This window comes from Nocardia gipuzkoensis (assembly GCF_021183645.1).
GTDB lineage: Bacteria > Actinomycetota > Actinomycetes > Mycobacteriales > Mycobacteriaceae > Nocardia > Nocardia abscessus.
The window spans coordinates 5,129,085-5,155,706 of record NZ_CP089225.1 but is presented as its reverse complement, the minus strand read 5'-3'; the positions used below and the strand labels follow the sequence as shown (position 1 = coordinate 5,155,706).

General features: G+C 69.3%; 27 protein-coding genes. 5 read left to right on the top strand and 22 right to left on the bottom strand.

Annotation, left to right across the window (positions count from 1 at the left end; genetic code table 11):
* The first annotated feature begins 44 nt into the window (after positions 1-44).
* The 3 genes from LTT66_RS23345 (at position 45) to LTT66_RS23335 (ending at position 2,791) form a co-directional block, all read left to right on the top strand.
* Positions 45-1,511 (top strand): MFS transporter, encoded by a 1,467-nt coding sequence (locus LTT66_RS23345; RefSeq protein ID WP_233060676.1) that lies wholly within the window; start codon positions 45-47, stop codon positions 1,509-1,511.
* A 104-nt stretch (positions 1,512-1,615) separates the two neighbouring features.
* Positions 1,616-1,930, top strand: coding sequence for a hypothetical protein (locus tag LTT66_RS23340; protein ID WP_233060675.1), 315 nt, complete (start codon positions 1,616-1,618; stop codon positions 1,928-1,930).
* A gap of 195 nt (positions 1,931-2,125) precedes the next feature.
* Entirely contained in the window at positions 2,126-2,791 is a 666-nt protein-coding gene (locus tag LTT66_RS23335) for a S1 family peptidase (protein WP_233060673.1), read from the top strand.
* Between the two features lie 39 nt (positions 2,792-2,830).
* Here LTT66_RS23335 and LTT66_RS23330 read toward each other — a convergent pair whose 3' ends face one another.
* The gene (locus LTT66_RS23330; protein ID WP_233060671.1) at positions 2,831-3,601 is read right to left on the bottom strand and encodes an FHA domain-containing protein; all 771 of its coding nucleotides are present in this window, start codon (positions 3,599-3,601) and stop codon (positions 2,831-2,833) included.
* Between the two features lie 125 nt (positions 3,602-3,726).
* Between LTT66_RS23330 and LTT66_RS23325 the strand changes: the two genes are divergently transcribed.
* Complete coding sequence (locus LTT66_RS23325; protein WP_233060669.1) at positions 3,727-4,224, top strand: GNAT family N-acetyltransferase; 498 nt, start codon at positions 3,727-3,729, stop codon at positions 4,222-4,224.
* A 59-nt stretch (positions 4,225-4,283) separates the two neighbouring features.
* Here the strand turns inward: LTT66_RS23325 and LTT66_RS23320 are convergent, their stop codons facing one another.
* From LTT66_RS23320 to LTT66_RS23265, 12 genes are all read right to left on the bottom strand, one after another.
* Positions 4,284-5,207, bottom strand: a complete 924-nt coding sequence (locus tag LTT66_RS23320) for a tyrosine-type recombinase/integrase (RefSeq protein ID WP_233060667.1) — start codon at positions 5,205-5,207, stop codon at positions 4,284-4,286.
* Between the two features lie 54 nt (positions 5,208-5,261).
* Positions 5,262-6,368 (bottom strand): DNA-processing protein DprA, encoded by a 1,107-nt coding sequence (dprA, locus tag LTT66_RS23315; RefSeq protein ID WP_233069365.1) that lies wholly within the window; start codon positions 6,366-6,368, stop codon positions 5,262-5,264.
* A 392-nt stretch (positions 6,369-6,760) separates the two neighbouring features.
* A complete protein-coding gene (locus tag LTT66_RS23310; RefSeq protein ID WP_233060665.1) occupies positions 6,761-8,269 on the bottom strand; it encodes a YifB family Mg chelatase-like AAA ATPase in 1,509 nt (502 codons plus the stop codon).
* Positions 8,270-8,626 (bottom strand): YraN family protein, encoded by a 357-nt coding sequence (locus LTT66_RS23305; RefSeq protein WP_233060663.1) that lies wholly within the window; start codon positions 8,624-8,626, stop codon positions 8,270-8,272.
* A gap of 98 nt (positions 8,627-8,724) precedes the next feature.
* Entirely contained in the window at positions 8,725-9,030 is a 306-nt protein-coding gene (locus LTT66_RS23300; RefSeq protein ID WP_011210678.1) for a DUF2469 domain-containing protein, read from the bottom strand.
* Between the two features lie 46 nt (positions 9,031-9,076).
* Positions 9,077-9,832, bottom strand: a complete 756-nt coding sequence (locus LTT66_RS23295; protein ID WP_408638867.1) for a ribonuclease HII — start codon at positions 9,830-9,832, stop codon at positions 9,077-9,079.
* Between the two features lie 78 nt (positions 9,833-9,910).
* Complete coding sequence (gene lepB / locus LTT66_RS23290) at positions 9,911-10,693, bottom strand: signal peptidase I (protein WP_233060661.1); 783 nt, start codon at positions 10,691-10,693, stop codon at positions 9,911-9,913.
* Positions 10,694-10,769: 76 nt separating this feature from the next.
* The gene (gene rplS, locus LTT66_RS23285) at positions 10,770-11,111 is read right to left on the bottom strand and encodes a 50S ribosomal protein L19 (protein ID WP_011210681.1); all 342 of its coding nucleotides are present in this window, start codon (positions 11,109-11,111) and stop codon (positions 10,770-10,772) included.
* 182 nt (positions 11,112-11,293) lie between these two features.
* Entirely contained in the window at positions 11,294-12,217 is a 924-nt protein-coding gene (locus tag LTT66_RS23280) for a hypothetical protein (protein WP_228819493.1), read from the bottom strand.
* Between the two features lie 27 nt (positions 12,218-12,244).
* Positions 12,245-14,626: a Tex family protein gene (locus LTT66_RS23275; protein WP_233060660.1), complete on the bottom strand. Its 2,382-nt coding sequence runs from the start codon at positions 14,624-14,626 to the stop codon at positions 12,245-12,247.
* A gap of 182 nt (positions 14,627-14,808) precedes the next feature.
* Complete coding sequence (locus LTT66_RS23270) at positions 14,809-16,464, bottom strand: AMP-binding protein (RefSeq protein WP_233060657.1); 1,656 nt, start codon at positions 16,462-16,464, stop codon at positions 14,809-14,811.
* Positions 16,461-18,095, bottom strand: coding sequence for an AMP-binding protein (locus LTT66_RS23265; RefSeq protein ID WP_233060655.1), 1,635 nt, complete (start codon positions 18,093-18,095; stop codon positions 16,461-16,463). The genes LTT66_RS23270 and LTT66_RS23265 overlap by 4 nt, the downstream gene beginning before the upstream one ends.
* Positions 18,096-18,194: 99 nt before the next feature.
* On the opposite strand from LTT66_RS23265, the gene LTT66_RS23260 reads away from it, so the two are divergent.
* On the top strand, positions 18,195-19,046 hold the full coding sequence (locus LTT66_RS23260) for a helix-turn-helix transcriptional regulator (RefSeq protein ID WP_233060653.1): 852 nt from the start codon (positions 18,195-18,197) through the stop codon (positions 19,044-19,046).
* Between the two features lie 119 nt (positions 19,047-19,165).
* Here LTT66_RS23260 and trmD read toward each other — a convergent pair whose 3' ends face one another.
* From trmD to LTT66_RS23215, 9 genes are all read right to left on the bottom strand, one after another.
* Positions 19,166-19,873 (bottom strand): tRNA (guanosine(37)-N1)-methyltransferase TrmD, encoded by a 708-nt coding sequence (trmD, locus tag LTT66_RS23255; RefSeq protein ID WP_195064535.1) that lies wholly within the window; start codon positions 19,871-19,873, stop codon positions 19,166-19,168.
* A 73-nt stretch (positions 19,874-19,946) separates the two neighbouring features.
* Entirely contained in the window at positions 19,947-20,471 is a 525-nt protein-coding gene (rimM, locus tag LTT66_RS23250) for a ribosome maturation factor RimM (RefSeq protein ID WP_233060652.1), read from the bottom strand.
* Positions 20,472-20,714 carry an RNA-binding protein gene (locus LTT66_RS23245; RefSeq protein ID WP_040708791.1) on the bottom strand — a complete coding sequence of 81 codons (243 nt, stop codon included), beginning with the start codon at positions 20,712-20,714 and terminating at the stop codon, positions 20,472-20,474. It abuts the gene before it with no gap.
* 94 nt (positions 20,715-20,808) lie between these two features.
* A complete protein-coding gene (rpsP, locus tag LTT66_RS23240; RefSeq protein ID WP_195064536.1) occupies positions 20,809-21,240 on the bottom strand; it encodes a 30S ribosomal protein S16 in 432 nt (143 codons plus the stop codon).
* A gap of 261 nt (positions 21,241-21,501) precedes the next feature.
* On the bottom strand, positions 21,502-22,239 hold the full coding sequence (locus LTT66_RS23235; RefSeq protein ID WP_233060650.1) for a class I SAM-dependent methyltransferase: 738 nt from the start codon (positions 22,237-22,239) through the stop codon (positions 21,502-21,504).
* Between the two features lie 49 nt (positions 22,240-22,288).
* Positions 22,289-23,272 (bottom strand): LLM class F420-dependent oxidoreductase, encoded by a 984-nt coding sequence (locus LTT66_RS23230; RefSeq protein ID WP_195064537.1) that lies wholly within the window; start codon positions 23,270-23,272, stop codon positions 22,289-22,291.
* 54 nt (positions 23,273-23,326) lie between these two features.
* Complete coding sequence (locus tag LTT66_RS23225) at positions 23,327-24,385, bottom strand: amidohydrolase family protein (RefSeq protein WP_233069363.1); 1,059 nt, start codon at positions 24,383-24,385, stop codon at positions 23,327-23,329.
* A gap of 192 nt (positions 24,386-24,577) precedes the next feature.
* On the bottom strand, positions 24,578-26,137 hold the full coding sequence (gene ffh, locus LTT66_RS23220) for a signal recognition particle protein (RefSeq protein ID WP_233060649.1): 1,560 nt from the start codon (positions 26,135-26,137) through the stop codon (positions 24,578-24,580).
* Between the two features lie 105 nt (positions 26,138-26,242).
* Positions 26,243-26,557, bottom strand: coding sequence for a hypothetical protein (locus LTT66_RS23215; protein ID WP_233060647.1), 315 nt, complete (start codon positions 26,555-26,557; stop codon positions 26,243-26,245).
* Positions 26,558-26,622 lie beyond the last annotated feature (65 nt).

Here is a 26,622-nt window from a genome sequence, read left to right as displayed (position 1 = left end):
TATATTCACTCGCACACTGTTCGATTTTCTCGTACGCTGTGCGGGTGGAATCGAACGTTGTACGAGACCCTCGCCGCTGGTGGGTTCTGGGGGTCCTCTGTCTGTCCTTGCTCGTGCTGATGCTCGACAGCACCGTGCTCAATCTCGCGATTCCGTCGCTGATCCGGGAGCTCGGCGCCACCCCGTCGGACGTGCAGTGGATTCTGGACGCCTACGTGCTGGTCTTCGCCGGGCTCCTGCTCACGGCGGGAAGCCTGTCCGACCGCTTCGGCAGGCGGCGAGCGCTGATCACCGGACTGGCGGTGTTCGGCGTGGCGTCGCTGGCCGCGGTGCTGGCGACCGAGCCGTGGCAGGTCGTGGCCGCGCGCGCGGCGATGGGCGTCGGCGGTTCGCTGCTGATGCCCTCGACCCTGTCGATCCTGATGACCACCTTCGCCGAGGACGAACGGCGCACGGCGATGGCTGCGTGGTCGACGGTCTCCATGGTCGGCATCGTCGCCGGGCCGACGCTGGGCGGCTTTCTGCTCCAGCACTACTGGTGGGGGTCGGTGTTCCTGCTCAACATCCCCGTGGCCGCGCTCGCGATCGTGGCGGCGGTCGTGCTGATGCCCGAGACCACCGGCGAGCAACGGCCGGTCGATCTGGTCGGGGTCGTCTTGTCCGTGGTGGCGCTGAGCGCGACGGTCTACGTGATCATCGAGCGGGAATGGAACGTCGGCGTGATCGTGCTTGCCGTCGTCGCGGCGGCCGCGTTCGTCGTGTGGGAGAGCCGATCGGCCCATCCGATGCTGCCGTTGGCGGTGTTCCGCAGTCGCGATTTCACCGGCACCTGCTTCACGCTGCTGTTGATGGTCTTCGGCATGGGCGCGGTCATGCTGATGCTGACGCAGTACCTGCAGTTCGTGCTCGGCTACGGGCCGATGAAGGCGGGGCTGGCGCTGTTGCCGTACGCCGTGGCCGCGGCGGTCTGCAACGGGCTCGGCGCGACGCTCGGCAAGACCCTGAGCAACAAGACGCTCATCGTGTCCGGCTTGCTCGTCATGGGTGTGGCCTTCGGCATCCTCGCCGTCGGGAGCGGGTACCTGTGGATTCTGGTCAGCATGCTCGTGATGGGGGTGGGCGGCGGTTTGGCGGGTCCGGCCGCGTACGCGGCCATCATGAGCGCCATCCCGCTGCAGCACGCCGGTGTCGGCTCCGCGATGAACGACACGCTGCAGCAGGTCGGCATGGCGATCAGCATCGCCGTCCTCGGCAGTGTGCTGGCCGGGGTCTTCACTTCGAACATGCCCGCCGACGCCCCCGACGCGGCCCGCGAGTCCATCGGAGCCGCCTTCCAGCTCGGCTACCTCGAGCCGGCCAAGGACGCCTTCACCACCGCCATGTCCACCGGCGCGTGGATCAGCGCGGGATTCAGCATCGCCGCCGCCCTGCTCGGCGCGGTCCTGCTGCGCGCACGGCGGCCGGGACCGGTCGTCGAGCAGCCGGAAACCGTCCCGGTCGCGAACGGCTGATCGTGCCGGCGGCCCGCTCCGAGCGGGCGAGTGGCTCGAGGTATGAACTATTCCGACCCTGGGGCTGATGGTCTCCCGCGCGCGCTCCGAGAAGAGTTGATGGTGTGTTCACACTGTGGGCCTTCAACAAAAGAGGGCTCGTGAAGCAATCAATCGACGGAGACATCATGATCACGAACAAAATGCGCGTAACGGCGGCGGCGGTAGCGATCGCACCGGTCATCGCCCTGGGTTCAGGTTTTGCTTCGGCAGCACCGGACGTATCCCCCGGACCTGTGCACGTAGCGGATCAACCGGTACCGGTTCAGGTCGAGCCCGCGACATTGGGCCTGTTATGGCCGCTGGGCATTTTCTGCGCTCCTTTGTTGCTGCTTCCGCCGGTCGTCAACGCGGTCGCCGTGTTCGTCTGCGCCGCTTGACCGCATTCGTAGGCAGCGCCTCGAAGACGAGTGCGCCTCGGGAGGTGTGAACCCGAGGCGCCTCGTCCTGTCTGCGATCCGCAACCGGGGATCGAAGACAAAAGACGGAATTCTGATCCCGGCTCATCCGGCGCCCAGCCGGGGAAACTGTGGAAATCAATCGTGACGCGCCGATAAGTGCGGTTGAATTACCGGATGACCAAGTTCAGGAAACTCGTGGGCGCTGCCGCGGCACTCGCCGCGGCCACGGCGCTGTTCGGGGCACCCGGGACCGCGCACGCCGAGCCTTCCACCGTTCTGGGTGGGGGCTCCGGCATCGTCGTCGGCGGTCAGAACATCTGTACTCTCACGACGATCGGGCGCGACTCCAGCGGTCGGCTCGTCGGGTTCACCGCGGGGCACTGCGGTGACGCGAGCGCCACCGTCGCCGCCGAAAACAATCGTGGCGCCGGCGCGGTCGGCACTGTCGACTATGCCGACAGCACCATGGACTATTCCGTGATCGTGTTCGATCCGGGGATGGTCGCGCCGGTCAACCAGGTGGGCGGCACGACCATCACCGGCTTGGGCGGGCCCGCCCGCCCCCCGGACACCGTGTGCAAGGAAGGCAGGACAACGGGCCGGACCTGCGGGGTGGCCTATGGTGACGTGTTCACCAGCGGCAACCTGACCTGGACGCAGACGTGTGTGGTCGAAGGTGATTCGGGAGCACCGCTCGTCGTCGGAACCACGCTGGTCGGCATGGTCAACGGCTACTTGGCGGTGCCGTGTCTCGGACCCCAACTCGGCACGGACATCACCGCGATCGTCGCCGACGTGAACGCGCGCGGTGGCGCCGGAGCGGGTTTCCAGCCGATTTAGCGGGATCTGGGGCGAACTCCGCCGGATCCAGCCGAAGCCTTACCGATCCGAGTCGGTGACAATGCCGAATTCGATAGCCCGTTCGACCAGGAACAGCCGTTTTTGATTCGGCGGTAAGGCTTCCACCTGGAATATCCGGAAGAGCGCACGCATGTGCGTCTTGACCGTCGAGATACTCAGGCACAGATCGCGCGCTATCCGACTGTTGGTCGCGGGATACGAATACGCGTTGTGCGCGTCGCATGGTCGGCACAGCGCCTCGAGAACCAGATACTGGGCCGGGGTCAGTGAATTGCGCGTGGGCAGTGGCGCATGGGCGAGCGTCATGTCCTCGTCGACGGATTCGGCCGCCCGGAAGACGAATACCGACCGACCGACGCGAATCGTGTCGCCGGAGTCGAGTTTCCGCCGTCCACCGACGCGTTCGCCATTGACGAATGTCCCATTTTTGGACAGTCCGTCGTCGACGATGACCCAGCATCGGCCCACACGCTCGATAACGGCGTGCAGCCGGGAGACGGTCGGGTCGGAAGTGACGGGGATATCGGCCGTGGGGGACCGCCCGATAGTCAGGCTGGCCGGGCCGCCGTCGAGCGAAATCTCGCGCGCCATGTCCGCTCCGGCGGGCCGGGACACCGCGGCTGCGGCCGATTGCCACCACGCGGACTGTCCCGCTGATGAGTACAGTCCGCGATTCAGGGCCTGTCCGCCGGACGTAGGCATCGTTCGTCTTTCCCACTCGAAGTACGTCGTGAACTGCGGGCACCGATTCGCTTCTCTCAGCGTGCGCTTTCTGAGCGCCGGCCACATGGGTATTCGCCTACTTCGCGATGCGACCGGGCGTTTCCCGAACCCCGAGTGCACGACATCGGCACTAAACAGACCGTTCAGTCGGAATAGGCGCCCGGTGGCGATGGATGGTTCAGGATGGTCGGATGAGCGTCCTCATCCGACCGCGAACCGAGCGCGACCTCGACGCCTGCGCCACAGCCCTGCGGCACGTCCACGAGATCGACCGATATCCGGAAGTCTGGCCGACGGACCCGGCCGGGTGGCTCTCGCCGCCCAAGCTCCTCGCGGCGGTCGTCGCCGAATGCGACGGTGCCGTGGTCGGTCACGTCGGGCTCGGCGCGAGCAGCGGGACGCCGGAGGTCGTGCGCGAATCGGCCGGCACGGAGGCTCTCGTCTCGGTGATCCGGTTGTATGTCCTCCCGGCCGCGCGCCGGGCGGGGGTGGGTTCGCAACTGCTGACAGCGGCCGCGCGCCTGGCCACGGACCGGGGACAGCGCGCGGTGCTCACGGTGACCTCCGACAGCGCGGCGGCGGTGGCGATGTACGAGCGGCGCGGTTGGCGTCACGTCGCCGACCGGCCCGGCGGCTGGCGTACCGCGGACGGACGAGAGGCGCAGGTGCGGTACTACGTGAGTCCGTGAGCCGATCCGCGTGGCCGTTGTCCGGTGCGGCCGATCGAACGCTGTGCCGGGTAAGACCGTCAGGCGCGGGGGTGGGCCTGGTCGTGCACCTTCTTGAGGCGGTCGATGGAGACGTGGGTGTAGAGCTGGGTGGTGGCCATGCTGGCGTGGCCGAGGAGCTCCTGGACCACACGCAGATCCGCTCCACCCTCGAGGAGGTGCGTCGCGGCGGTGTGCCGCAAACCGTGCGGACCCATGTCGGGTGCGCCCGGGATGGCCGAGACGACCTCGTGCACCACGGTTCTGGCCTGGCGCTGGTCGAGCCGCCTGCCGCGGCGGCCGAGCAGCAGCGCTCGGCCGGAGTCGACGGTGGCGAGGGCGGGGCGGCCGTAGCGCAGCCAATTGCCGACCGCCTCGTCGGCGGGCGTGCCGAACGGCGCCGATCGCTCCTTGTTGCCTTTGCCGAGCACGCGCACCACACGCCGCTCGCGGTCCACGTCCTCGATGTCGAGCCCGCACAACTCACTGACCCGGATGCCGGTGGCATACAGCAATTCCACGATCGCCCGATCCCGCAGTGCCATCGGATCGCGCTGGGCGGCACCGGATTGTGCCGCGTCCATGGCATCCAGCGCCTGTTGCCGCCCGAGTACGGCGGGAAGCACGCGATGCGCTTTCGGCGAGCCCAACCGCAGCCCCGGATCGGCGGGCAACCGGCCCGTCCGGGTGAGCCAGGCGGTGAACGTGCGCGCCGAGGACGCCCGTCGGGCCACGGTTGTTCGTGCCGCACCCGCCGCCGCCTGCTGCGCCAGCCACGACCGCAGTAGCAGCAGGTCCAGCTCGCGAATGGCCGAATCCGCCGACCGTGTGTACAGATGCTCCAGCAGCGACCGAGCGTCCCCCAGATACGCCCGCACCGTGTGCTCCGAGCGGTTGCGCCCGAGCCGCAGATGCCTGCCGTACTCCATCAGCAGCGCTTCCAGATCTTCGGGCAGTTCCTCCATCCCTCCACCGTCGCGACCCGCGCCCCGGATGGCAAGCCCCCGCGCCGGCCGCGCTCACGGGCGGCGGGCCGTTCGGTGCCAACCACTTTCGTCACTGGCCACCAGCCCCGCCAATTCGAGAGCGGCCAATGTCGCACGTACCACCGGAAGGGACAATCCACACTGCCGGGACACCTCGAGAGGTAGGCGCGAACCCACTTTCGGTAGCGCGGCGAAGACCAGCGCCTCGTCGCCGGTCAGCCGGTCCTGCGGATCACCGCCTGCCGCCGCTTCGGGAATCGACAAACGCAGCGGCCCCGCCTCGTCGACGACTTCCTCGGCACGGGTCACCAAAAGGGCTTCGCCGTCGCGGATCATGCGGTGGCACCCTACCGACGCGGCCGAGGTCACCGGGCCGGGCACGGCCAGTGCGGGACGGCCGAGGCGGCGGGCCCATTTGACGGTGTTGCGTGCGCCGCTGCGCAATCCTGCCTCGATGACGAGCACGCCGTCGGCCAGGGCGGCGATCAAGCGGTTCCGGGCGAGGAACTGGTGCTTCTGCGCGGTGACACCGGGTGGGTATTCGCTGACCACCAGGCCGGATTCGGCGATGTCGGCCAGCAGTCGATCGTGCTGCGCCGGGTACGGCCGGTCGATCCCACAGGCCAGCACGGCGATCGTCGGTCCCTCCACCGCCAACGCCGCCCGATGCGCCATGCCGTCGATCCCGAACGCGGCACCGGACACAATGGTCCACCCCTGGGCGGCGAGATCGCCCGCGATCTCCCCCGTGACCCGGTTTCCGTATCCGGTGCTGCACCGCGCACCCACCACCGCCACAGCGCGTTCGCTGGACTCCAGCAGCGAGCGTGGGCCGCGCACCCACAGCACGAGCGGAACGGCGCCGTCGCGATCCCGGCCCGGCTCGAGCTGCGCGAAACCGAGCATGCGCCAAGCGGGCCATTCCGGGTCGTCCGGCGTCACCACGCGCCCTCCGATCCGCTCGATGGCCTCCAAGTCCCGCGCCGCGACGTCGACCTCGCGCCGCTGTGCCGTCGGCCCCCGGAGCGGTTCGGGCAGCGCGCACTCCCGCACGGCACGCGCCGCCTCGACCACCCCGACCGACTCGATGAGCGCCGACAGTGGCGCGCACGGCCCCTGCACCACCCGCGAGAGGTACACCCATGCGAGCCGCCGGGCATCGGCTTCGCCGGACGGCGACCCGGAACCGGACGCGAGCGCGTCGACCGCCGCGGGGACGTTCGCCACCACCGGCGCATCCAGCGCCGGAGGAATGCTCGCGGCCACCGGCTCGTCCCCCATCGCGGACACGTCCACCACAGGCAAAGTCGGGGCCATAGGCACGTCTACCGCCGCAGGCATGGCCCCAGCCGCGGACACATCCACCACCGCAAACACGTCCGCCTCGGACACGCTCGCCACCAACGGCACATCCAGCGCCGGAGGAATGCTCGCGGCCGCAGGCACATCCATCACCGCCGATACGTCCGCCCCGGGCACGCTCGCGGCCGCGGACACGGTGGCCGTCTCCTCCTCGGCCGGGACCGTCGCACTCATTGCGCACCCCTTTGACGGAAGTTCAACGCGGCCAGAACGTCCTGCGCCGACGGCAATTCGCCGCCGCGTAGGTCGCAGATGGTCCAGGCGACCCGGATGGCGCGGTCGGCGCCGCGCGCGGACATGCGGCCGAGACGCAACGCGGTCTCGACGGGAGCGATCGATTCGCGTGGCAGCCGGAACCGCTGGCGCAAGATGTGACCGGGGACTTCGGCGTTGGTGAGCCACCCGTACTCGCGCCAGCGCTCGGCGGCAGCGCGCCGCGCGACGGCGACCCGCCCCCGGACCACCTCACTGCTCTCAGCGGCATCGGTGCTGAACGCCGCGCCGGACTGCCCGTGCATCCGCACCCAGATGTCGATCCGGTCGATCAGTGGCCCGGACAGCTTGCCGAGGTAGCGGCGGCGAGCCAGCGGTGCGCAGATGCAGTCGACATCGCGGGCCGGGGCGCACGGGCACGGATTGGCGGCCAGCACGAGCTGGAAGCGGGCCGGGTAGCGCGCCACACCGTCACGCCGCGCGATGCGTACTTCCCCTTCTTCCAATGGCGTTCGCATCGCCTCCAGCACCTTCGTGCCGAGTTCGGCACATTCGTCGAGGAACAGCACCCCTCGGTGCGCCCGGCTGACCGCCCCGGGCAGGGCGGTCCCCGAGCCACCGCCGATCATCGCGGTCACCGAGGTCGAATGATGAGGGGCGACGAAGGGCGGCGCCGTGATCAGCGGGTGGTCACCGGCGAGCGTGCCCGCCATCGAGTGGATCGCGGTCACCTCCAGCGCCTCGGTCTCGGTGAGTGGGGGCAGCAGTCCCGGAAGTCGTTGGGCCAGCATGGTTTTCCCGATACCGGGCGGGCCGGTGAGCAGCAGATGGTGGCCGCCCGCCGCGGCCACCTCCAATGCCCAGCGCGCTTCGTCCTGCCCGACCACCTCGCTGAGATCGCCGCCCTGCCGCACGGCATCCGGCAGATCGCCGTCCGGCTCGTCGAGCGAGCCTTCCCCGCGCAGCCAGGCCACGACGCCGCGCAAGCTGCGGGCCCCGAAGACCTCGATACCCTCGACCAGTCCGGCCTCGGCCAAGGTCACCGCCGGTACCACGACGGTCGACCAGCCGGCCTTGCGCGCCGCGAGCACGGCGGGCAGGACGCCCCGCACCCGCCGCACCCGCCCGTCCAGCGCGAGCTCCCCGAGCAGCACCGTCTTCGCCAGCCGCTCGGAGGGGACCGAACCGGACGCGTCCAGTACCGCGACGGCCAGCGCCAAGTCGTAGACGCTGCCCAGCTTCGGCAAGGTCGCGGGGGACAGTGCGAGGACCACCCGGCCGTCGGGCCACTTCTCCCCCGAGTTCGCCACCGCCGAACGGATCCGGTCGCGCGACTCCTGCAACGCGGTGTCGGGTAGCCCGACCAGGTGGACGGAGGGCAGGCCCTGCCCGATATCGGCCTCGATCTCGACGAGCAGACCGTCGACGCCGGTCACCGCGACGGAATGCGCCCGTCCGAGGGCCATTCAGAACACCGCCTCGAGATGATCGATGACCGGTGCACGACCACGCACCGCCAGCACGGACACCACATCGAACCGGATGCGCCGCCACGGTCCGTCCTGTTCGGCCAGCCACAACAGGGCCAGCCGCCGGATCCGCTGCCGCTTGGCGAAGGTGACCGACTCGGCCGGCGTGCCGAAACCGAGGCCGGAACGCGTCTTGACCTCTACGAACGCGGTCACGTCCCCGTCGCGTGCGATCAGGTCGAGTTCGCCGTATCGGCAACGCCAGTTCCTGGCGACGATCTCCATCCCCGCGGCGCGCAGATATTCCGCCGCCAATTCCTCCCCGTGCGCGCCGAGCGCCTGTCTGTCAGTCACCCGGCCAGCGTGCGCCGGGCGCGACTCAGGTCAGCGCCGCCGACCTGGGAGAACAGAAAACTTGTGGATACCCGAGCCGCTGTGCAGAACTCTGCGGCTCACTCCGGCAGCCGCAGGTCGGGCTTCTCCAGCTCTTCGATGTTGACGTCCTTGAAGGTGATCACCCGGACGTGCTTGACGAAGCGGGCCGGGCGATACATGTCCCACACCCACGCGTCGCTCATCCGCACCTCGAAGTACACCTCGCCATCCGCGTTCTGCGGCCGCAGCTCCACCGAATTGGCCAGGTAGAAGCGGCGCTCGGTCTCCACCACGTACGAAAACTGGCCGACGATGTCCTTGTACTCGCGATACAGCGAGAGCTCCATCTCGGTTTCGTACTTCTCGAGGTCCTCGGCACTCATCGGGTGGGACGTCCTCCTTCTCGCCGCATCGCGTCGTGTGATGACATCATCGCGCATGCGCTGCGTCGGTAGCCACTCGGCCAGCCGTACGCTCGTTCGGAAACTGCTCGGACAACGCCTCGCCGAGGCCCTCGGCCAGCACCTCGTCCGCGGCGTCGGCGGCCGCCGCGACCGGCCGCAGCCCGGCGGCCTCGCGCACATTACGCCAGGAGCGGCGGTGCTCACTGCTCGGTCCGAGGCGGTGCAGCGCGGCGGTGTGCTCGGGCGTGTTGTAACCCTTGTGGGCGGCGAAGCCATAGCCGGGGAACCGCCGGTCCAGCTCGACCATGATGCGGTCCCTGGTGACCTTGGCCAGGATGCTCGCCGCCGCGATGCAGGCCGCCGCCCCGTCACCGCCGATCACGGGCAACGACGGCACGGGAATGCCGGGGACCCGGAACCCGTCGGTCAGCACGTAGCCGGGCTCCTGGCCGAGCCCGGCGACGGCGCGGCGCATTCCCTCGATATTGGCGACGTGGATGCCGATCGAGTCGATCTCCCAGGCCGGGATGACGACGACCTGATAGGCCAGCGCCAGCCGGATGATCACCGGGTACAGCTCTTCGCGGGTGGCCTCGGTGAGTTTCTTGGAGTCGTCGAGACCGGCCAGCTTGTCGTAGGCCTTCGGGGCGAGCAGGCACGCCGCCACGACCAGCGGTCCCGCGCACGGCCCCCGGCCCGCCTCATCGACTCCGGCGACCGGCCCGAGGCCACTGCGGATCAACGCCGCCTCGAGCGTGCGCAGACCTCCCGCCCTGCGCATCACCACGCGCGGCGGCCATCCGTTACCCACCGGCACTCGACCTTGCCCCACCGTCCAATTATCCTGCGCCCCGAGCGATCAGTTCGACTGGGGATTCTCCGAGTGCACCGGGCCGATCCGGCTGGGCGGCCAGATCTTGAACACCGCCTTGCCCCGGACGTTGTCCACCGGCACGGTGCCCTGCAGTTCGTCGGTGATGTGCGCGCGGGAGTCGGCGGACTGGTTGCGGTTGTCGCCCATGACCCACAGATGCCCCTCGGGCACCTTGACGGGCTTGAACTCACGTCCGCCGGTCGCGTTGTAGGGCTGACCCGGCACGTACGGGGCGAGGTAGCGAGCGTAGGGCTCGTCCAGCGGCTTGCCGTCCACGATCACCCGGCCCTGCGGGTCGCAGCACTCCACGGTCTGACCGCCGACCGCGATCACGCGCTTCACCAGGTCGTTCTCGTCCGGCGGCACCAGGCCGAAGAAGGAGAAGAAGTTCTGCACGCCACGGACGGCGGAATTGTCCGAGCGGATCGACTTGTAGTGGGTGTTCCACGAGGGCGGGCCGACGAACACGACCACGTCGCCCGGCTGTGGATCGCTCCAGTAATAGCTCAGTTTCTGCACGTAGATGCGGTCGCCGGTGCATCCGGCGCAGCCGTGCAGGGTGGTTTCCATCGACTCCGACGGAATCACGTACGGCCGACCGACGAAGGTGACCATCAGTGCGGCGATCACCGCGGCGATCACGATGAGGATCGGCAATTCCTGCCAGAACGGCCGCTGCTTCTTCTTCGCCCGCCGCTGTGCGCGACCAGCCCGCGTATTCTCGTCGCCCGATTCGGACACCGACACCGACCCACTTTCGTCTGCCACGCCGAACAGATTAGCCCGGCAGCGAAACCGAGGTCCGATGCCGGGCTGGGGAAAATCTGTGTGCCGAAAAGCTAACTCAGCGCTTTTCCTTGATCTTAGCGGCCTTGCCGCGCAGATCACGCAGGTAGTACAGCTTGGCGCGGCGGACGTCACCGCGGGTCACGACATCGATGTGGTCGATGTTCGGGCTGTGCACCGGGAAGGTGCGCTCTACGCCGACACCGAACGACACCTTGCGGACCGTGAAGGTCTCGCGGATGCCACCACCCTGGCGGCGGATCACGACGCCCTTGAAGACCTGGATGCGCTCCTTCGAGCCTTCGATGACCTTCACGTGCACGTTCAGCGTGTCGCCCGGCCGGAAGTCGGGGACGTCGCTGCGCAGCGACTTCTCGTCGACGAAGTCAAGGGTGTTCATTTCCATCCTTATGGTTTCGCGCGAACAGAGGACCCTGGCGGCACTGGGCGTGCTCGGCCGGTTCATGCTCCGATCAATGGGGTGCGCCGGGTCGACAATCACCCAGGGCAACCTGTGCATTGTGCCAGATCGGCGCACCGCGGAAGAAATCGGCCCGGGTACGGCAGGTCCGCAGAGCAGGGTCAGTGGTGGTTCTGCTCGCCGGAGATGGCGTCCTGGGCGGGCGGTGGGCTGGGCGTATTCAGCGGACCGTGGTCGGAATGCCACAGCGAATGGTGCCGATGCGGCGCGGGCGGTGCGGGCACGACCTTGCGGGTGAGTTCCGCCTCCGCCGCCGTGCGGACGTGCTCGACGTCCGGTTTTCCCGCGACCAGGTCCTGCACGAAGATCTTCGCGCGGATGACCGGGCGACGATAGCGCCGTTCCCGGACGATGGACCGGTACATCAGACGCCTGCGGTCGCCGTAACGCCAGCGCGCCCAGGGCGCGCCCGGACGGCTCAGTCGCAGCGCACCCACGAACAGCAGCGGCAGGAAGAACATGCCGAACAGACCCGTCCAGATCTTGCCCTTGGCGATGACGATCGCGGCCAGCCCCAGGTTGACCACGGAGAACACGACGACGAAGAGGCGGGCCTCGATGCTCGGATCGTGCCGGAAGTCGTTGATGTCCAGCAGCCACAGCGGGTGGAAGCCCAGCAGCAGCAACCCGGTGACCGCGAGCGCGACGAACACCGCGTCCACCGACGTGCGGCCCTGCTCCTCCCAGTACACGTCCCGCAGATAGAAGATCAGCGCGAATTCGTCGAGGACCAGCGCGGCGCCCACGCCGAAGACGGCCGCGAGGATACCGGCGGTGGTCGTATCGGCGCTCTGGTACTGGGTGACCATGCCGATGCCCGAAGCGAGCACCAGGATCACCCCGAACACCATGTGATGGACGTGCGTGTCACCGGCCCGCAGGTTGCCCGGCCACCAGCGCACCCGCGCGCGGATCATCCGCACGCTCACACGGATGAACAGGAACCCGACGATGAACCCGAGGAGGAAGCACAGCAACGGCAGCCGCCCTTGGGCGATCACGTCCTCGTGGAGCCACCGTCGCATGGCCGCTACTCCCTCCCGTGCGCCGCGCTACTGGCCGAAGCCCGCCCTGCGCAACGCGTCCGCCATCGCGCCGCTCGGTGCGGGCGCGTTGCGGCGCTGATTGCCGCCGCGGTTCTGTGCTTGGTTGCGGCCTTGGCCTTGCTGCTTGTTCTGACCATTCTGCCGCTGCCGCTGCTCGCCCCCGCCGGATCGGCCGCCCTGGCCGCCCTGGCCGCGCTGCCGGTTGTCGCCGCCCTTGGCGGGCGCGCCGGGCTCGTCGTCCAGGCGCAGGGTCAGGCCGATGCGCTGGCGGGCCACGTCCACCTCGAGCACCTTCACCTTGACCACGTCGCCGGACTTCACCACTTCGCGCGGGTCCTTGACGAAGTTGTGCGACATGGCCGAGACGTGCACCAAGCCGTCCTGGTGCACACCCACGTCGACGAACGCGCCGAACGCCGCCACGTTCGTCACCACGCCCTCGAGCACCATGCCCGGTTTCAGGTCGGCGACCTTCTCCACGCCCGCGGCGAACTCGGCGGTCTTGAACTCCGGGCGCGGGTCACGGCCCGGCTTCTCCAGCTCGGCGATGATGTCGGTGACGGTGGGGACACCGAAGCGCTCGTCGGTGAAATCCCCGGCGCGCAGCGAGCGCAGCACCGTGGTGTTGCCGATGACCTCCGCGACGGGACGACCGGTCGTTTCCAGGATGCGCCGCACCACCGGATACGCCTCGGGGTGCACCGCGGAGGTGTCCAGCGGATCGTCGCCGCCGCGGATGCGCAGGAAGCCCGCGCACTGCTCGAACGCCTTCGGGCCCAGGCGCGGGACGTCGAGCAACGCGGTCCTGCTGCGGAACGGGCCGTTCTGATCCCGATGCGCCACAATGCTCTCCGCCACCGAGCCCGCGATGCCGGACACCCGGGACAGCAGCGGCACCGAGGCCGTGTTCACGTCGACGCCCACCGCGTTCACCGCATCCTCGACCACCGCGCCCAGCGAGCGGGCCAACAGCGATTCGGACACATCGTGCTGGTACTGGCCGACACCGATGGATTTCGGGTCGATCTTCACCAGCTCGGCCAGCGGGTCCTGCAGCCGCCGCGCGATCGACACCGCGCCGCGCAGCGACACGTCCAGGTCGGGCAGCTCCTGCGAGGCGTAGGCCGACGCGGAGTACACCGAGGCGCCCGCCTCGGACACCACGATCTTGGTCGGCTTGTTCTCCGGAATGCGGGAGATCAGCTCGGCGGCAAGGGCATCGGTCTCGCGCGAGGCGGTGCCGTTGCCGATGGCGATGAGTTCGACGCCGAACCTGGCGACCAGCGCGCCGAGCACGGCCAGCGACTTCTCGGTCTGGCCCTGCGGTTTGTGCGGGTAGATCACCTCGGTGGCGACCACCTTGCCGGTGGCGTCGACCACCGCGACTTTTACACCGGTGCGGTAGCCGGGGTCCAGGCCCATCGTCGTGCGGGTGCCCGCGGGCGCGGCGAGCAGCAGGTCGCGCAGGTTCGCGGCGAAGACGTCGACCGCGTCCTTCTCCGCCGCCTGCCGCAACCGCATCCTGGTGTCGATGCCGAGGCTGACCTGCAGCTTGGTCCGCCAGGCCCAGCGCACGGTGTCCAGCAGCCAGGAGTCGGCGGGCCTGCCCCGGTCGGCGATGCCGAAGCGGGCGGCGATGCGGCCCTCGTAGATGGTGCGCTCGCCCGGCTGCGGCTCCTCGGTGTGCGGTTCGAGGTGCAGCGTGAGCACCTCTTCCTTCTCCCCGCGCAGCAGCGCGAGAATACGGTGGGAGGGCAACTTGTCGAACGGCTCGCTGAAGTCGAAGTAGTCGGCGAACTTCGCGCCCGCCTCCTCCTTGCCCGCGCGCACGGTCGAGGTGACCTGTCCGCGGTTCCACATCAGCTCGCGCAGTTCGCCGACCAGGTCGGCATCCTCGGCGAATCGTTCGACCAGAATGGCGCGCGCGCCGTCGAGCTGCTCGGCCGTGTACTGCGCGGGATCGGTACTCGGGTCCTGGATCAGGGCGTCGGCCACCGGCTCGTGCCCGGCCTCGCGCGCGATCTGCGCCTTCGTGCGCCGCTTCGGCTTGAACGGCAGGTAGATGTCCTCGAGCCGGGCCTTGGTCTCGGCGAGCAGGATCTGCCGGTGCAGGGCGTCGTCGAGTTTGCCCTGGCCGCGAATCGATTCGAGGATCGCGGCGCGGCGCTCGTCGAGTTCGCGCAGGTAGTGCAGACGCTCGTCGAGCAGGCGCAGCTGCGCGTCGTCCAGCCCACCGGTGACCTCCTTGCGGTACCGGGCGATGAACGGCACCGTCGAGCCACCGTCGAGGAGCTCGACGGCGGCGCGCACCTGTGTCTCACGCACCGCGAGTTCCTCGGCGATGCGACGGTTCACGCTGGCTGGGCCCGCGGCGTCGGAGCGTGGCACGGCGGGTGTTGACTCTGCACTGGCAGTCTCGGGCGCTGTCGTCACGCCCGAGACACTACCGCTCCCCCGCCTCTCCGCGTCTTTGCCGGTCGCAGGTGCCCGGCCGTTCTGCTGCGGGCCGGCGGTAGCGCAGGGGGCGGACTTCTGGGCGTACCCGGTGAGTTACCCATGTTCTCCGTAAATCAGTAGTCGCTGGTCGAATCCAGGGTGATTTCCTGTGATGGCGCAAGGATCGCTCGGGCGATTTCCCGCATTTCGGCCTTGCGGATCTTGCCGGTGACCGTCATCGGGAACTCCTCGACCACGTGCACGTAGCGGGGGATCTTGAAGTGCGCCAGCTTGCCGGTGGCGAACTCGCGCACCGCCGTGGCGTCCAACGGCGTTGTCCCCGGGCGCATTCGGACCCAGGCCATCAGCTCCTCGCCGTATTTCGGATCGGGCACCCCGATCACCTGCGCGTCCAGGATGTCGGGGTGGGTGTAGAGGAATTCCTCGATCTCGCGCGGGTAGATGTTCTCCCCGCCGCGGATGACCATGTCCTTGATCCGGCCGGTGATGGCCAGGTACCCCTCGTCGTCCATCACGCCGATATCGCCGGTGTGCATCCAGCGGGCGGCGTCGATGACCTCGGCGGTCTTGTCCGGATCGTCCCAGTAGCCGAGCATCACCGAGTAACCGCGGGTGCACAGTTCGCCCGCTTCGCCGCGCGGCACCGTGAGACCCGTTGCGGGGTCGACGATCTTGACCTCCAGGTGCGGCCCGACCCGGCCGACGGTGGCGGTGCGCCGGTCGACGCCGTCGTCGCGACGGGTCTGGGTGCTGACCGGTGACGTCTCGGTCATGCCGTAGCAGATGCACACCTCGCGCATGCCCATCCGATCGATCACCCGCTTCATCACCTCCACCGGGCAGGGCGAGCCCGCCATGATCCCGGTGCGCAGCGTGGACAGCTGCACGGGGGCCGAATCCAGTTCGGCGAGCATGTCGATGAACATCGTCGGTACGCCGTAGAGGGAGGTGCAGCGCTCCGCCTCGACCGCCGCCAAGGCCGCTTTCGGGTCGAACGACGGCGACGGGATCACGATGGCCGCGGCGTGGCTCGTACTCGCGAGGTTGCCCATGACCATTCCGAAACAATGATAGAAGGGCGTCGGAACGCAGATCCGGTCCTGTTCGGTGTATCCGCACAGCTCGCCGACGAAATAGCCGTTGTTCAGGATGTTGTGGTGGCTGAGCGTGGCGCCCTTCGGGAAGCCCGTTGTGCCGGAGGTGTACTGGATGTTGATCGGGTCGTCGGCCGACAGACGCGCGCCGAGCGCGTTCAGCCGGTCGGCGTCGATCTCGGTGCGCGACAGCTCGTCCCACTCTGGTGTCCCCAGCACCAGCACCTGCGCCAATTCCGGGCATTTCGGGCGGACCTGCTCGATCATCGCGACGTAGTCCGAGGACTTGAACCGCTCGGCCGCGATGAGCATCCGCACGCCCGCCTGGCGCAGCACGTACTCCAGTTCGCTGGTGCGGTAGGCCGGGTTGACGGTGACCAGGATCGCGCCGATCTTCGCCGTGGCGTATTGCACGTGGAACCATTCCGCGCAGTTCGGCGCCCAGATGCCGACCCGGTCTCCCTTGCCGATGCCCTGTCCGGCGAGGCCGCAGGCCAGGGCGTCGACCGCGGCGCCGAGTTCCCGATATGTCCAGCGACGTCCGGTCGGGCGGTCGACCAATGCTTCTCGCTCCGGGAACGCCGCCACCGCCCGGTCGAGATCGACGCCGATGGTGTCGCCGAGCAGCGGGAGTTCGGACACGCCGGAGGCGTAGCTGGGCACGGGCGGCGTCATCGGGCACCGCCGTGGCGCAGCACGAACCGCTGGACCTTGCCGCTGGGCGTCTTCGGCAGGCTCGGCACGAAGTGGACCTTGCGCGGGTAGGCGTGTGCGGCGAACTTCTTCTTCACCAAGTTCTGCAGCTCGGCCTCCAGATCGGGGCCGCCCGAGGCGCCTTCGCGCAGCACGACGAACGCCTCCAGCACTTCGCCGCGCAGTTCGTCCGGCATGCCCACCACGGCCGCCTCCGCGACCCGCTCGTGCAGCACCAGCACGCTCTCCACCTCGAACGGGCCGATGCGGTAGCCCGCCATGATGATCACGTCGTCGTCGCGGGAGGAGAAGCGGAAGAAGCCGTCCGCGTCCCGCGAGCCCGCGTCACCGGTGAGGTACCAGCGGCCGTCGGCGGTGTAACGCGCAGCGGTGCGGTCCGGGGCGTCGAGATAGCCGCGGAACCACAGCAGCGGGCTGCGTTCGGTGTCGATCGCGACCCGGCCCAATTCGCCGGTGGGAGCGACGTCGTCGGCGTCGTCGGCGAGCACGGCGCAAGTCCAGCCCGGCAGCGAGCGGCCCATCGATCCCGCGGGGGTCTCCGAGTCGAGGTCTTCGTGCCAGGCATTGCAGATGACCATGCCGTGCTCGGTCTGGCCGTAGTGGTCGCGCACCGCGACGCCCAGGTACTCGACGGACCAGGCGACGACCTCGGGTGTCAGCGGCTCCCCCGCCGAGGAGGCGCGGCGTAACCGGGAATGCACGGGCGGCGTGGCACTGTCGGCGCGCAGCGCGCGATAGACCGTCGGGGCGGCGGCGAAATTGGTGACGCCGAAGGTCTCCAGCACCTTCCAGGTCAGCGGGGCGGAGAAACCCGCGTGCAGCAGGATGCTGCGCATGCCGGTGGCCAGCGGGGCGAGGATGGCGTAGTAGAGGCCGTAGGCCCAGCCCGGATCGGCGGCGTTCCAGAAGACGTCGTCGGGCCGGACGTCCAGCGCGAATTCCTGGTACGCGTGGAACGACGCGAGCGCGCGCAGTGGAATCGGGACGCCCTTGGGCGTGCCCGTGGTGCCGCTGGTGAACAGTTGGACGAGCGGTCCGTCGCCGCCCACCGCGACGGGGCGAGCGTGCGGGTGGGTGGCCGAATGGCTGTCGAGCAGTGCGGCCATCCCCAGCGCCCCCTGGGGGACCTCGGCGCCGGCGACGATCAAGCGCCAGGGTGGGTCCGCGGGCAGATCCGGCCCGGGCGCCAGCTTCGCCGCTTGGTCGGCGTCGGCGATGACGACCGAAGCCCGGCTCGCATTCAACCGCAGCGCGATGGCGGGCGGCGCGAACGCGGTGAACAGCGGAACGTGCACCGCGCCGCGGCGCCAGATGCCGAGCAGAGCGACCACCAGGTCCGCCGACTTCGCCATCAGCGTCGCGACCCGGTCGCCGGGTTCGACGCCGAGTTCGGCGAGTGCCGCGGCGCAGCGAGCCGAGCGTTCGCGCAGTTCGCCGTACGTGAGGTCGGTCGAGGACAGGTCGGCCTCGACGATCGTGAAGGCGACCCCGTCGGCCGGATGCCGATCGCACAGCAGGTCGGCGGCCGAGGCGTCACCGCGGTCGTAACAGTCCAGCAGTTCGCGCACCCGCTGATTCGGATCGGTGCCCATCTTCGGTTCTCCTCGTCGTGTGATCCAGCGCAACCCGGGTGTGCAATAGGATGTGGGTCACATCGCCCCCGCCACTACCCCCGAAAAGGGGTGAGTCTCGTGACCCACACCGCTCTGCTGCGCCCGCGCGACAGCGACGCCCTGCGTGCCGAGATCCGGTGGGTAGCCGGCGCCGCGGGTGTGCCGGTGGCCTTCGGTGGCGAAGTCCACGGCGACGCGCTGCTGCTGTCGGAATTCGTCGGCACGCTGACCAACGGCCTGCGCGGCCTGGCCGTCGTGCGGACTTCGGGGCTGGGGGGCCGGGTGATGGAATCCGGGCGGCCCGCCGCGGTCTCCGACTATCGCCGCGCCTCCTCGATCACCCACGACTACGACGGGCCTGTCTCCGGCGAGGGCATCCGCTCCGTACTCGCCGTCCCCGTCGTGGTGGACCAGCGCTCACGCGCGGTGCTGTACGCCGCGACCAGGGGCGTCAGCCCGCTGGGCGACCGCACCGCGGATCTCGTCGTCCAGGCCGGGCGCCGCCTGTCCACCGAGATCGCCATTCGCGACGAGGTCGACCGTCGCGTGCGCATGCTCGAGCTGGCCGCACCGTCGGCCGAGGCCGCCCCGGCCATCACCGAGGAACTGCGCGATATCCACGCCGAACTCCGCGGCATGGCGCGCTCGGCCGAGGACGATCGGTTGCGCGGCCGCCTGCACGCGGTGTGCGAACGACTCACCCGGGTGATGGCAGGCGAACCGCACCCCGACAGCCCCCGCCTGTCCCGCCGCGAACTCGACGTGCTCGCCCAGATCGCCTTGGGTTGCACCAACCAGGAAGCGGCACAACGCCTCTCGCTCCGCCCGGAGACTGTGAAGAGCTACCTGCGCAACGCGATGGTCAAACTCGACGCCCGCTCTCGGCACGAGGCGGTGGTAGCGGCCCGCCGCCACGGCTTGCTGCCCTGAGACGTGGTGGTCACGTCACGGCGCACCCGATGCGTCCCCGGCTCGACAGTGTCCGATACCGCGATCCGGTCTCTGATGTCCCGTCAGGACGCCAGATAGGCGAGCAAGTTCGACGACGTCTACTGCTGCGCCCCGGTCCCCTCGTTGCGATCCAGGAGCAGGTCCGGGCGGCGTTCGCGGGTGCGGGCGAGGGATTGCTCGCGCCGCCAGGCGGCCACCTTCGCGTGGTCGCCGGAAAGCAGGATCGGCGGGACGTCGAGGCCGCGCCAAGAGACCGGGCGGGTGTAGCTGGGGCCTTCGAGCAATCCGTCGGAGAACGAATCCTCTTGATGGGACTGCTGGTTGCCGAGGACGCCGGGCAGCAGCCGGACCACGGCCTCGGTCATCACCAGCACGGCCGCCTCGCCGCCGATCAGCACGTAGTCGCCGATGCTGACCTCCTCCACCCGCACGCGGCGGGCGGCGTCGTCGAAGACGCGCTGGTCGATGCCCTCGTAGCGGCCGCAGGCGAAGACCAGATGCTCCTCGGCGGCCCAGCGGTGCGCGGTGTCCTGGGTGAACGGCACGCCCGCCGGGGTCGGGACCACGAGCAGCGCGTCGTCGGGACAGACCTCGTCGAGCGCGTCACCCCAGACGGTCGGCTTCATGACCATGCCCGGCCCGCCGCCGTAGGGGGCGTCATCGACGGATTTGTGCACGTCGTGCGTCCAACGGCGCAGGTCGTGCACGGTGAGCGAGATCAGTCCCTTGTCGATCGCCTTACCGAGCAGCGCCGTGCGCAGCGGCTCCAGGTACTCCGGGAAGATCGTGACGACGTCGAGTTTCATGCCAGTCTCCTGTCGCCGCCGGGCCGCGCCTCGTCGGCCGGGCGAGCGCCACGCGATCGGGTGAGCGACCGCCTCATTCCGGGTCGAGCAGACCTTCGGGCGGATCGATCACGATGACGCCCTCGGCGAGCGACACCGTGGGCACGATGGCGGTGACGAAGGGGATCAGGATCTCCCGCCCGTCGTCGGCGGCGCGCACCTCGAGCAGCTCACCGGCCGCGGAATGCAGCACCTCACGCACAGCTCCGACCACGGTGCCGTCGGTGAGCCGGACCTCCAGGCCCTCCAGCTCGTGGTCGTAGAACTCGTCCGGGTCCTCGGACGGCGGGAGGTCGGCACTGTCGACCAGGAACAGCATGCCGCGCAGCGCGTCGGCGGTGGCGCGGTCGGCCACCCCGGTCAGGAACACCAGAAGCCGGCCCGAGTGCTCCCGGGCCGACTCCACGGTGAACTCGCGGACCTCCGCCGCTCGCGGCAGCCGGCCCCGCAACGTGACGCCCGGCGCGAAACGCGCCTCGGGCTCGTCGGTGCGTATCTCGACGACGAGTTCGCCACGCACGCCGTGCGACTTGGCGACCCGCCCGACGACGAGTTCCATCTACTGGTCGGTGTCGACCACGTCGACCCGGATCCCCCGGCCGCCGATACCGGCGACGAGGGTGCGCAGCGCGGTCGCGGTCCGTCCACCGCGGCCGATCACCTTGCCCAGGTCATCGGGATGCACGTGCACCTCGACGGTGCGTCCGCGGCGGCCGGTGATCAGCTCGACGCGCACGTCCTCCGGATTGGCGACGATGCCGCGCACCAAGTGCTCGACGGCATCGGCGACGACGGCACTCACTGCTCCATCACCTCGAGACGCGACTCACCCGTCGTCGGGGCCGGTCTGTGGACGGCTCGCGACGGGTTGGGGGTGGACGGGTAACGCCCGCTCATTACTCGGTGGCCTCAGCAGCCTCGGCGCCCTCTTCGGCGTCCTTCTTGGACTTCTTCTTGGGGGTGACCGCCTCGGCGACCGGCTCGTTGTCGGCGGCGGCCAGCGCGGCGTTGAACACATCCAGCTTCGACGGCTTGGCCGGCTTGACCTTCAGGGTGCCTTCGGCGCCCTCGATGCCCTTGAACTTCTGCCAGTCGCCGGTGATCTTCAGCAGCTGGAGGACGGGCTCGGTCGGCTGCGCGCCGACACCCAGCCAGTACTGCACGCGCTCGGAGTCGATCTCGATGAGCGAGGGCTCTTCCTTCGGGTGGTACTTGCCGATGGACTCGATGGCCCGGCCGTCCCGGCGGGTGCGCGCGTCCGCGACGACGACGCGGTACTGCGGGTTGCGGATCTTGCCCAGGCGGGTGAGCTTGATGCGAACAGCCACTGCTGATCTGCCTTTCGTTGGTTGGTCACGACGCAATTCGGCGACACGCATGGTCTGCGAGCCCGGTTTTGCGCTTTCGAGTGTGTGACCGCCGCGCGGTACGGAACCGGAGACGGGCTGACACTTGTCCGGAAGGACGGTGGTCCATTGTGCCAGACGAGATGATCACGCCAGAAATCGCGTCCTCGTGTGCACGAAACGGCGTCCACCCGCCCCGCCCCCGTCGCGACCGCGTGCTGTGGCGATTCGCCGGGACGGGGACTATCCCGAGGCGACCGCGGTGAGTGCGTGGGTGGGCACCCAGGGCCCGCCCCACCACATCCGCCACCCCACGGGACGGAAGGTGAGCGCGGTCGCGCCGTTCGCGGCCAGGACGGCGCGGTATTCGCGGGTCTTTCCGATGTCGACGATGACCAGTTTGCCGCCCGGACGCAGCACCCGGCATGCCTCGTGGACCGCCGCCGCACGGCCCTCGGCGGATCTGATGTTGTGAATCGCCAAGCTGGAGACGACCACGTCGAACGCGCCGTCCGGAAACGGCATGCGGGTCATGTCGCCGGTGCGCAGTTCGATCCGGTCGGCCACGTTCTCGGCGAGCGCGTTCTGCTCGGCGGTGGCCGGGGTGTTGCCGCAGTGGTCGGCCGAGCACCACACGTCCAGGCCCACCGCCCGCCCGGCGGGCAACCGGCGCGCGGCGGCCAGCAGCACCGCGCCGCGGCCGCACCCCATGTCGAGTAGTCGTTCGTCACCGCGCAGTTCGAGGTCGTCGAGCAGGCCCGCCCAGACCCGGAACTTGCCGCGGCGGGTGGCGTGCAGGAACACCCCGAACTGCGCGGCCAGCACGACTCCGATCAGCAGGAGCAGCAGACTCGGACGCAACTGCTGGAACAGTGCCACCACCAGGGCCGCGGCAAGGTAGCCGACCGCGAGAACTCCGAGCAACAGCAGCACCGACGGCGCGTCGACACCGTACGACGCTCGCCACGGAGGGGCAATCATCGACCGATTGTATCCAGCGGCAATGGCATTCGCGCCCGGTTCGCGCTCGTCAGCCCACCAGCGGAGCAAGGGTGCGCCCGGCGAGCTCGACCGCGCCCGGCTCGTGCCCGTTGAAGACCATGTTGATGACGAGCCCGTCGACGCCCTGGTCGAGAACGCGGGTCCGCAGCTGTTCGGCAACATCGTCCGGCGTGCCGACGAATTGGCGGTCGGCCGGGCTCTGCGCGCGCTCGGACTCCGACAGCGCCGACAGGTCGATCCCCATGCGGCCGAGATAATCCCGCTGCTGCTTGCGCACCAGGTCGCCGTCCTCGTCCATCATCACGAAGCACAGGTAGCTGGTCTCCAACGTCTGCGGATCGCGGCCGACTTCGGCGCAGCGTTCGCGCAGCGCATCGATCTTGCGCGGCAGTTCGGACGCGTTGCAGATGATGTTGAGGTGGTCGGCGAAGCGCGCGGCCAGGCCGAAGGTCTTCTTCTCGCCGCTGCCGCCGAGCAGGATCGGCAGGTCGTCGCGCAGACGCGGCTCGTTCATGGCGTTCTGCACCTGGTACCGCTTGCCGTGGAAGGTGGGGCGCTCGCCGCGCAGCATCGGCCGCACGATCTGCAGCGCCTCCTCCAGGCGCTCGAACCGGTCGGTGAAGGTGCCGAACTCGAAGCCGTAGGACTGATGCTCGAGCTCGAACCAGCCCGCGCCGATCCCGAGCACCGCGCGGCCGCCGCTGACCACGTCGAGCGTCGTGACGGTCTTGGCGAGCAGGGCCGGGTTACGGTAGGTGTTACCGGTCACCAAGGCGGACAACTGGATTCGCTCCGTCGAGGCGGCCAGGCCGCCGAGCGCGGTGTACGCCTCGAGCATCGGCTCGTCCGGCGTGCCGATGCCGGGCAGCTGATAGAAGTGGTCCATGACGAAGGCCGTGTCGAAACCGGCCGCTTCGGCCTCTCTGGCCTGCGCGACCACCGTGGGGAACAGCTCGCGCACCGACTTGCCGTAGCTGAAGTTGGGCATCTGATATCCGAGGCGAATTGTCACGGAATCCGACCTTACGCCGCGATCGGAAACGCGCGCGTCAGCCGCGATGACGAGTCATCGATGGCCGGTCACCGGACCGCGCCCGCCGTAGACGCGGCCGCGCAGGACCACGGCGTACGGCGTGCTGAGCGTTTCCGGATGGGTACGCGGGTCCTGCTGGTAGACAACGAAATCAGCGGGCGCGCCGGGTTCGATGCCGGGCCGCCCGAGCCAGTCGCGAGCGTTCCAGGAGGCCGCGCCGAGCGCGTCGTGCCGGGACAGGCCCGCGGCGCCGAGTGCGGCGATCTCGTCGGCGATGCGCCCGTGGCGGATGGAGCCGCCCGCGTCGGTGCCCGCGAAGATCGGCACACCCGCCTCGTGCGCGGCGGCGACCGTGCCGCGCACCCGCCGGTGCAGATCACGCATGTGCGCGGCGTAGACCGGGAATTTGCCCGCGCTGTCGGCGATACCGGGGAAAGTGTCGATGTTGACCAGGGTGGGCACCAAGGCGGTGCCGTGCTCGACCATCATCTCGATGGTCTCGTCGGTGAGGCCGGTGCCGTGCTCCAGGCAGTCGATCCCGGCGTTGATCAGGCCGGGTAGCGCGTCCTCGCCGAAGACGTGGGCGGTGACCCGCGCGCCGTTGGCGTGCGCGGCGTCGATGGCCTCCTTCAGGATCGTGTCGCTCCACAGCGGCCGCAGGTCGCCGACGGAACGATCGATCCAGTCGCCGACGATCTTGACCCAGCCGTCGCCGCGGCGGGCCTGCTCGGCCACGATCTCCGGCAGGTCGCGTTCGTCGTCGAGCTCGATGCCCAGCTCGCGGATGTAGCGCTTCGGCCGGGCGATGTGGCGACCGGCGCGGATGATGCGGGGAAGTTCGTCGTGATCGTCGATGAAGCGGGTGTCGATCGGCGAGCCGGCGTCGCGCAGCAGCAGCGCCCCCGCGGCGCGCTCGGTCTCGGCTTGCGCGATGGCGCCCGCACGGTCCTCGTGACCGCCCCCGTACCGGATGCCGACGTGGCAGTGCGCGTCCACCAGTCCCGGCACGATCCACCCCGCCTCGCACAGCGTTTCGGCTCCGGGCACGGGCTCGAAGGAAACCTGGCCATCCCGCACCCAGAGATCGCGCATCTCGTCTTCGGGAAGAACCACACCTCGCAGATGCACCGCAGCAACCTCCTGGACGTCGTCGGTCGCCTCCAACCTACTGGCCCGGTCCGGAAACGGTCGTCCGTGCGCACTATGGACCGCGACGAGCGGAGCAGGGCACCTCCGGAAACGACGAGCGCCGCGCACGCATGGTGTGCGCGGCGCTCGGAGCGTCTACTTCTTCGGGAACTTCAGTTTGGACAGGTCGAAACCGTCCAGACCGGGGGGCAGCTGGTCGAGACCGGCCGGCATGTTCGACAGGTCGGGCATCCCGGCGGGCATCCCCGGCATGCCGCCCATCCCCGGGAAGCCGCCGCGCACCTTCGGCGGCGTCGGGCCGCGGCCCTTCTTGCCCTTCTTACCTTTCTTCGCGTTGCCGCGGCGCGAGCCGGGCAGGCCCATCTGGCGGCCCATCATCGCCATCATCTTCTTGGCCTCGAAGAACCGGTCGACGAGCTGGTTGACCTCGGAGACCTGGACGCCGGAGCCGTTGGAGATGCGCAGGCGGCGGGACGCGTTGATGATCTTGGGATTCTCCCGCTCGGCCGGAGTCATGCCGCGAATGATCGCCTGTACGCGGTCGAGTTGCTTGTCGTCGACCTGCGCGAGCACGTCCTTCATCTGGCCCGCGCCCGGCAGCATGCCGAGCAGGTTGCCGATCGGGCCCATCTTGCGAATGGCCAGCATCTGGTCGAGGAAGTCCTCGAGGGTGAGTTCGCCGCTGCCGATCTTGCGGGCGGCCTCCTCGGCCTGCTTGGCGTCGTAGACCTGCTCGGCCTGCTCGATCAGAGTGAGCACGTCACCCATGCCGAGAATGCGGCTGGCCATGCGGTCGGGGTGGAAGACGTCGAAGTCCTCGAGCTTCTCACCGGTCGAGGCGTACAGGATCGGGACGCCGGTGACCTCGCGGACACTCAGCGCCGCGCCACCGCGGGCGTCGCCGTCCAGCTTGGTGAGCGCCACGCCGGTGAAGCCGACGCCGTCGCGGAACGCCTCGGCGGTGTTCACCGCGTCTTGGCCGATCATCGCGTCCAGCACGAACAGGGTCTCGTCCGGCTGCACGGCGTCGCGGATGCCCGCGGCCTGCCGCATGAGCTCCTCGTCGATGCCGAGGCGGCCCGCGGTGTCCACGATGACGACGTCGTACTGCTTCTGCCGCGCTTCCTCGACACCGCCGCGCGCCACGTTCACCGGATCGGCGGCCGAGATGCCCAGCGGGTTGTCACCGCCACCGACCGAGGTGCCCGGGTGCGGCGCGTAGACGGGCACGCCCGCGCGCTCGCCGACCACTTGCAGCTGGGTAACGGCGCCAGGGCGCTGCAAGTCGCAGGCCACCAGCAGCGGCTGATGGCCCTGCGTCTTGAGCAGTTTGGCGAGCTTGCCCGCCAGCGTGGTCTTACCGGAACCCTGCAGACCGGCCAGCATGACCACCGTCGGCGGGTTCTTGGCCAGGTTCAGCCGCCTGGTCTCGCCGCCGAGGATGCCGACGAGCTCCTCGTTGACGATCTTCACGACCTGCTGGGCCGGGTTCAGCGCCGCGGAGACCTCCGCACCCTTGGCGCGCTCCTTGATCCGCCCGATGAAACCGCGGACCACGGGCAGCGCGACGTCGGCCTCGAGCAGGGCGAGGCGGATCTCCCGACAGGTGGCGTCGATGTCGGCCGGTGACAGACGCCCCTTGCCGCGCAGATCCTTGAGGGCACCGGTAAGCCGGTCGGACAGGGATTCGAACACCGATCGCGCTCCTGATCTCGGGGGACGTCACATTCTCTCCCAGGGTAATGGGATCACCCGCATGTTCGCGCAGGCGGTGCGTCCTTCGGGTGCGAGCGGTGCTCGCTAGTCGAGTACGCGACGGCGCGGTTTGACCGTTTTGCGGTAGTCGCGGTTCTCCGCGGCCACCATGAAGACCGCCTCGTTGGCGGTCAGGCCCAGCACGAGGGCCAGGTCGTCGAGCATCGCCCACTCCGCCGTGCTCGGGATGGGCGAGGTGGCGACGATGGACGCGATCGTCATCGCGGTCACCGCCTGTCGCCCGGTCAAGGTGCGACCCGGAAGCCAGGAGACCACCCACCGGTCGCCGCCGACGCAGCGCGCCATGTGACTGGTCTCGTCACTCGTCATCGTGGATGCCGAAACGACTTCAATCGCCACCGACCTGCTCCCCTCGTGCTCGCGATAGCCGGACGCTCTAGATCGTAGGGGCAGGCCACGGGGGC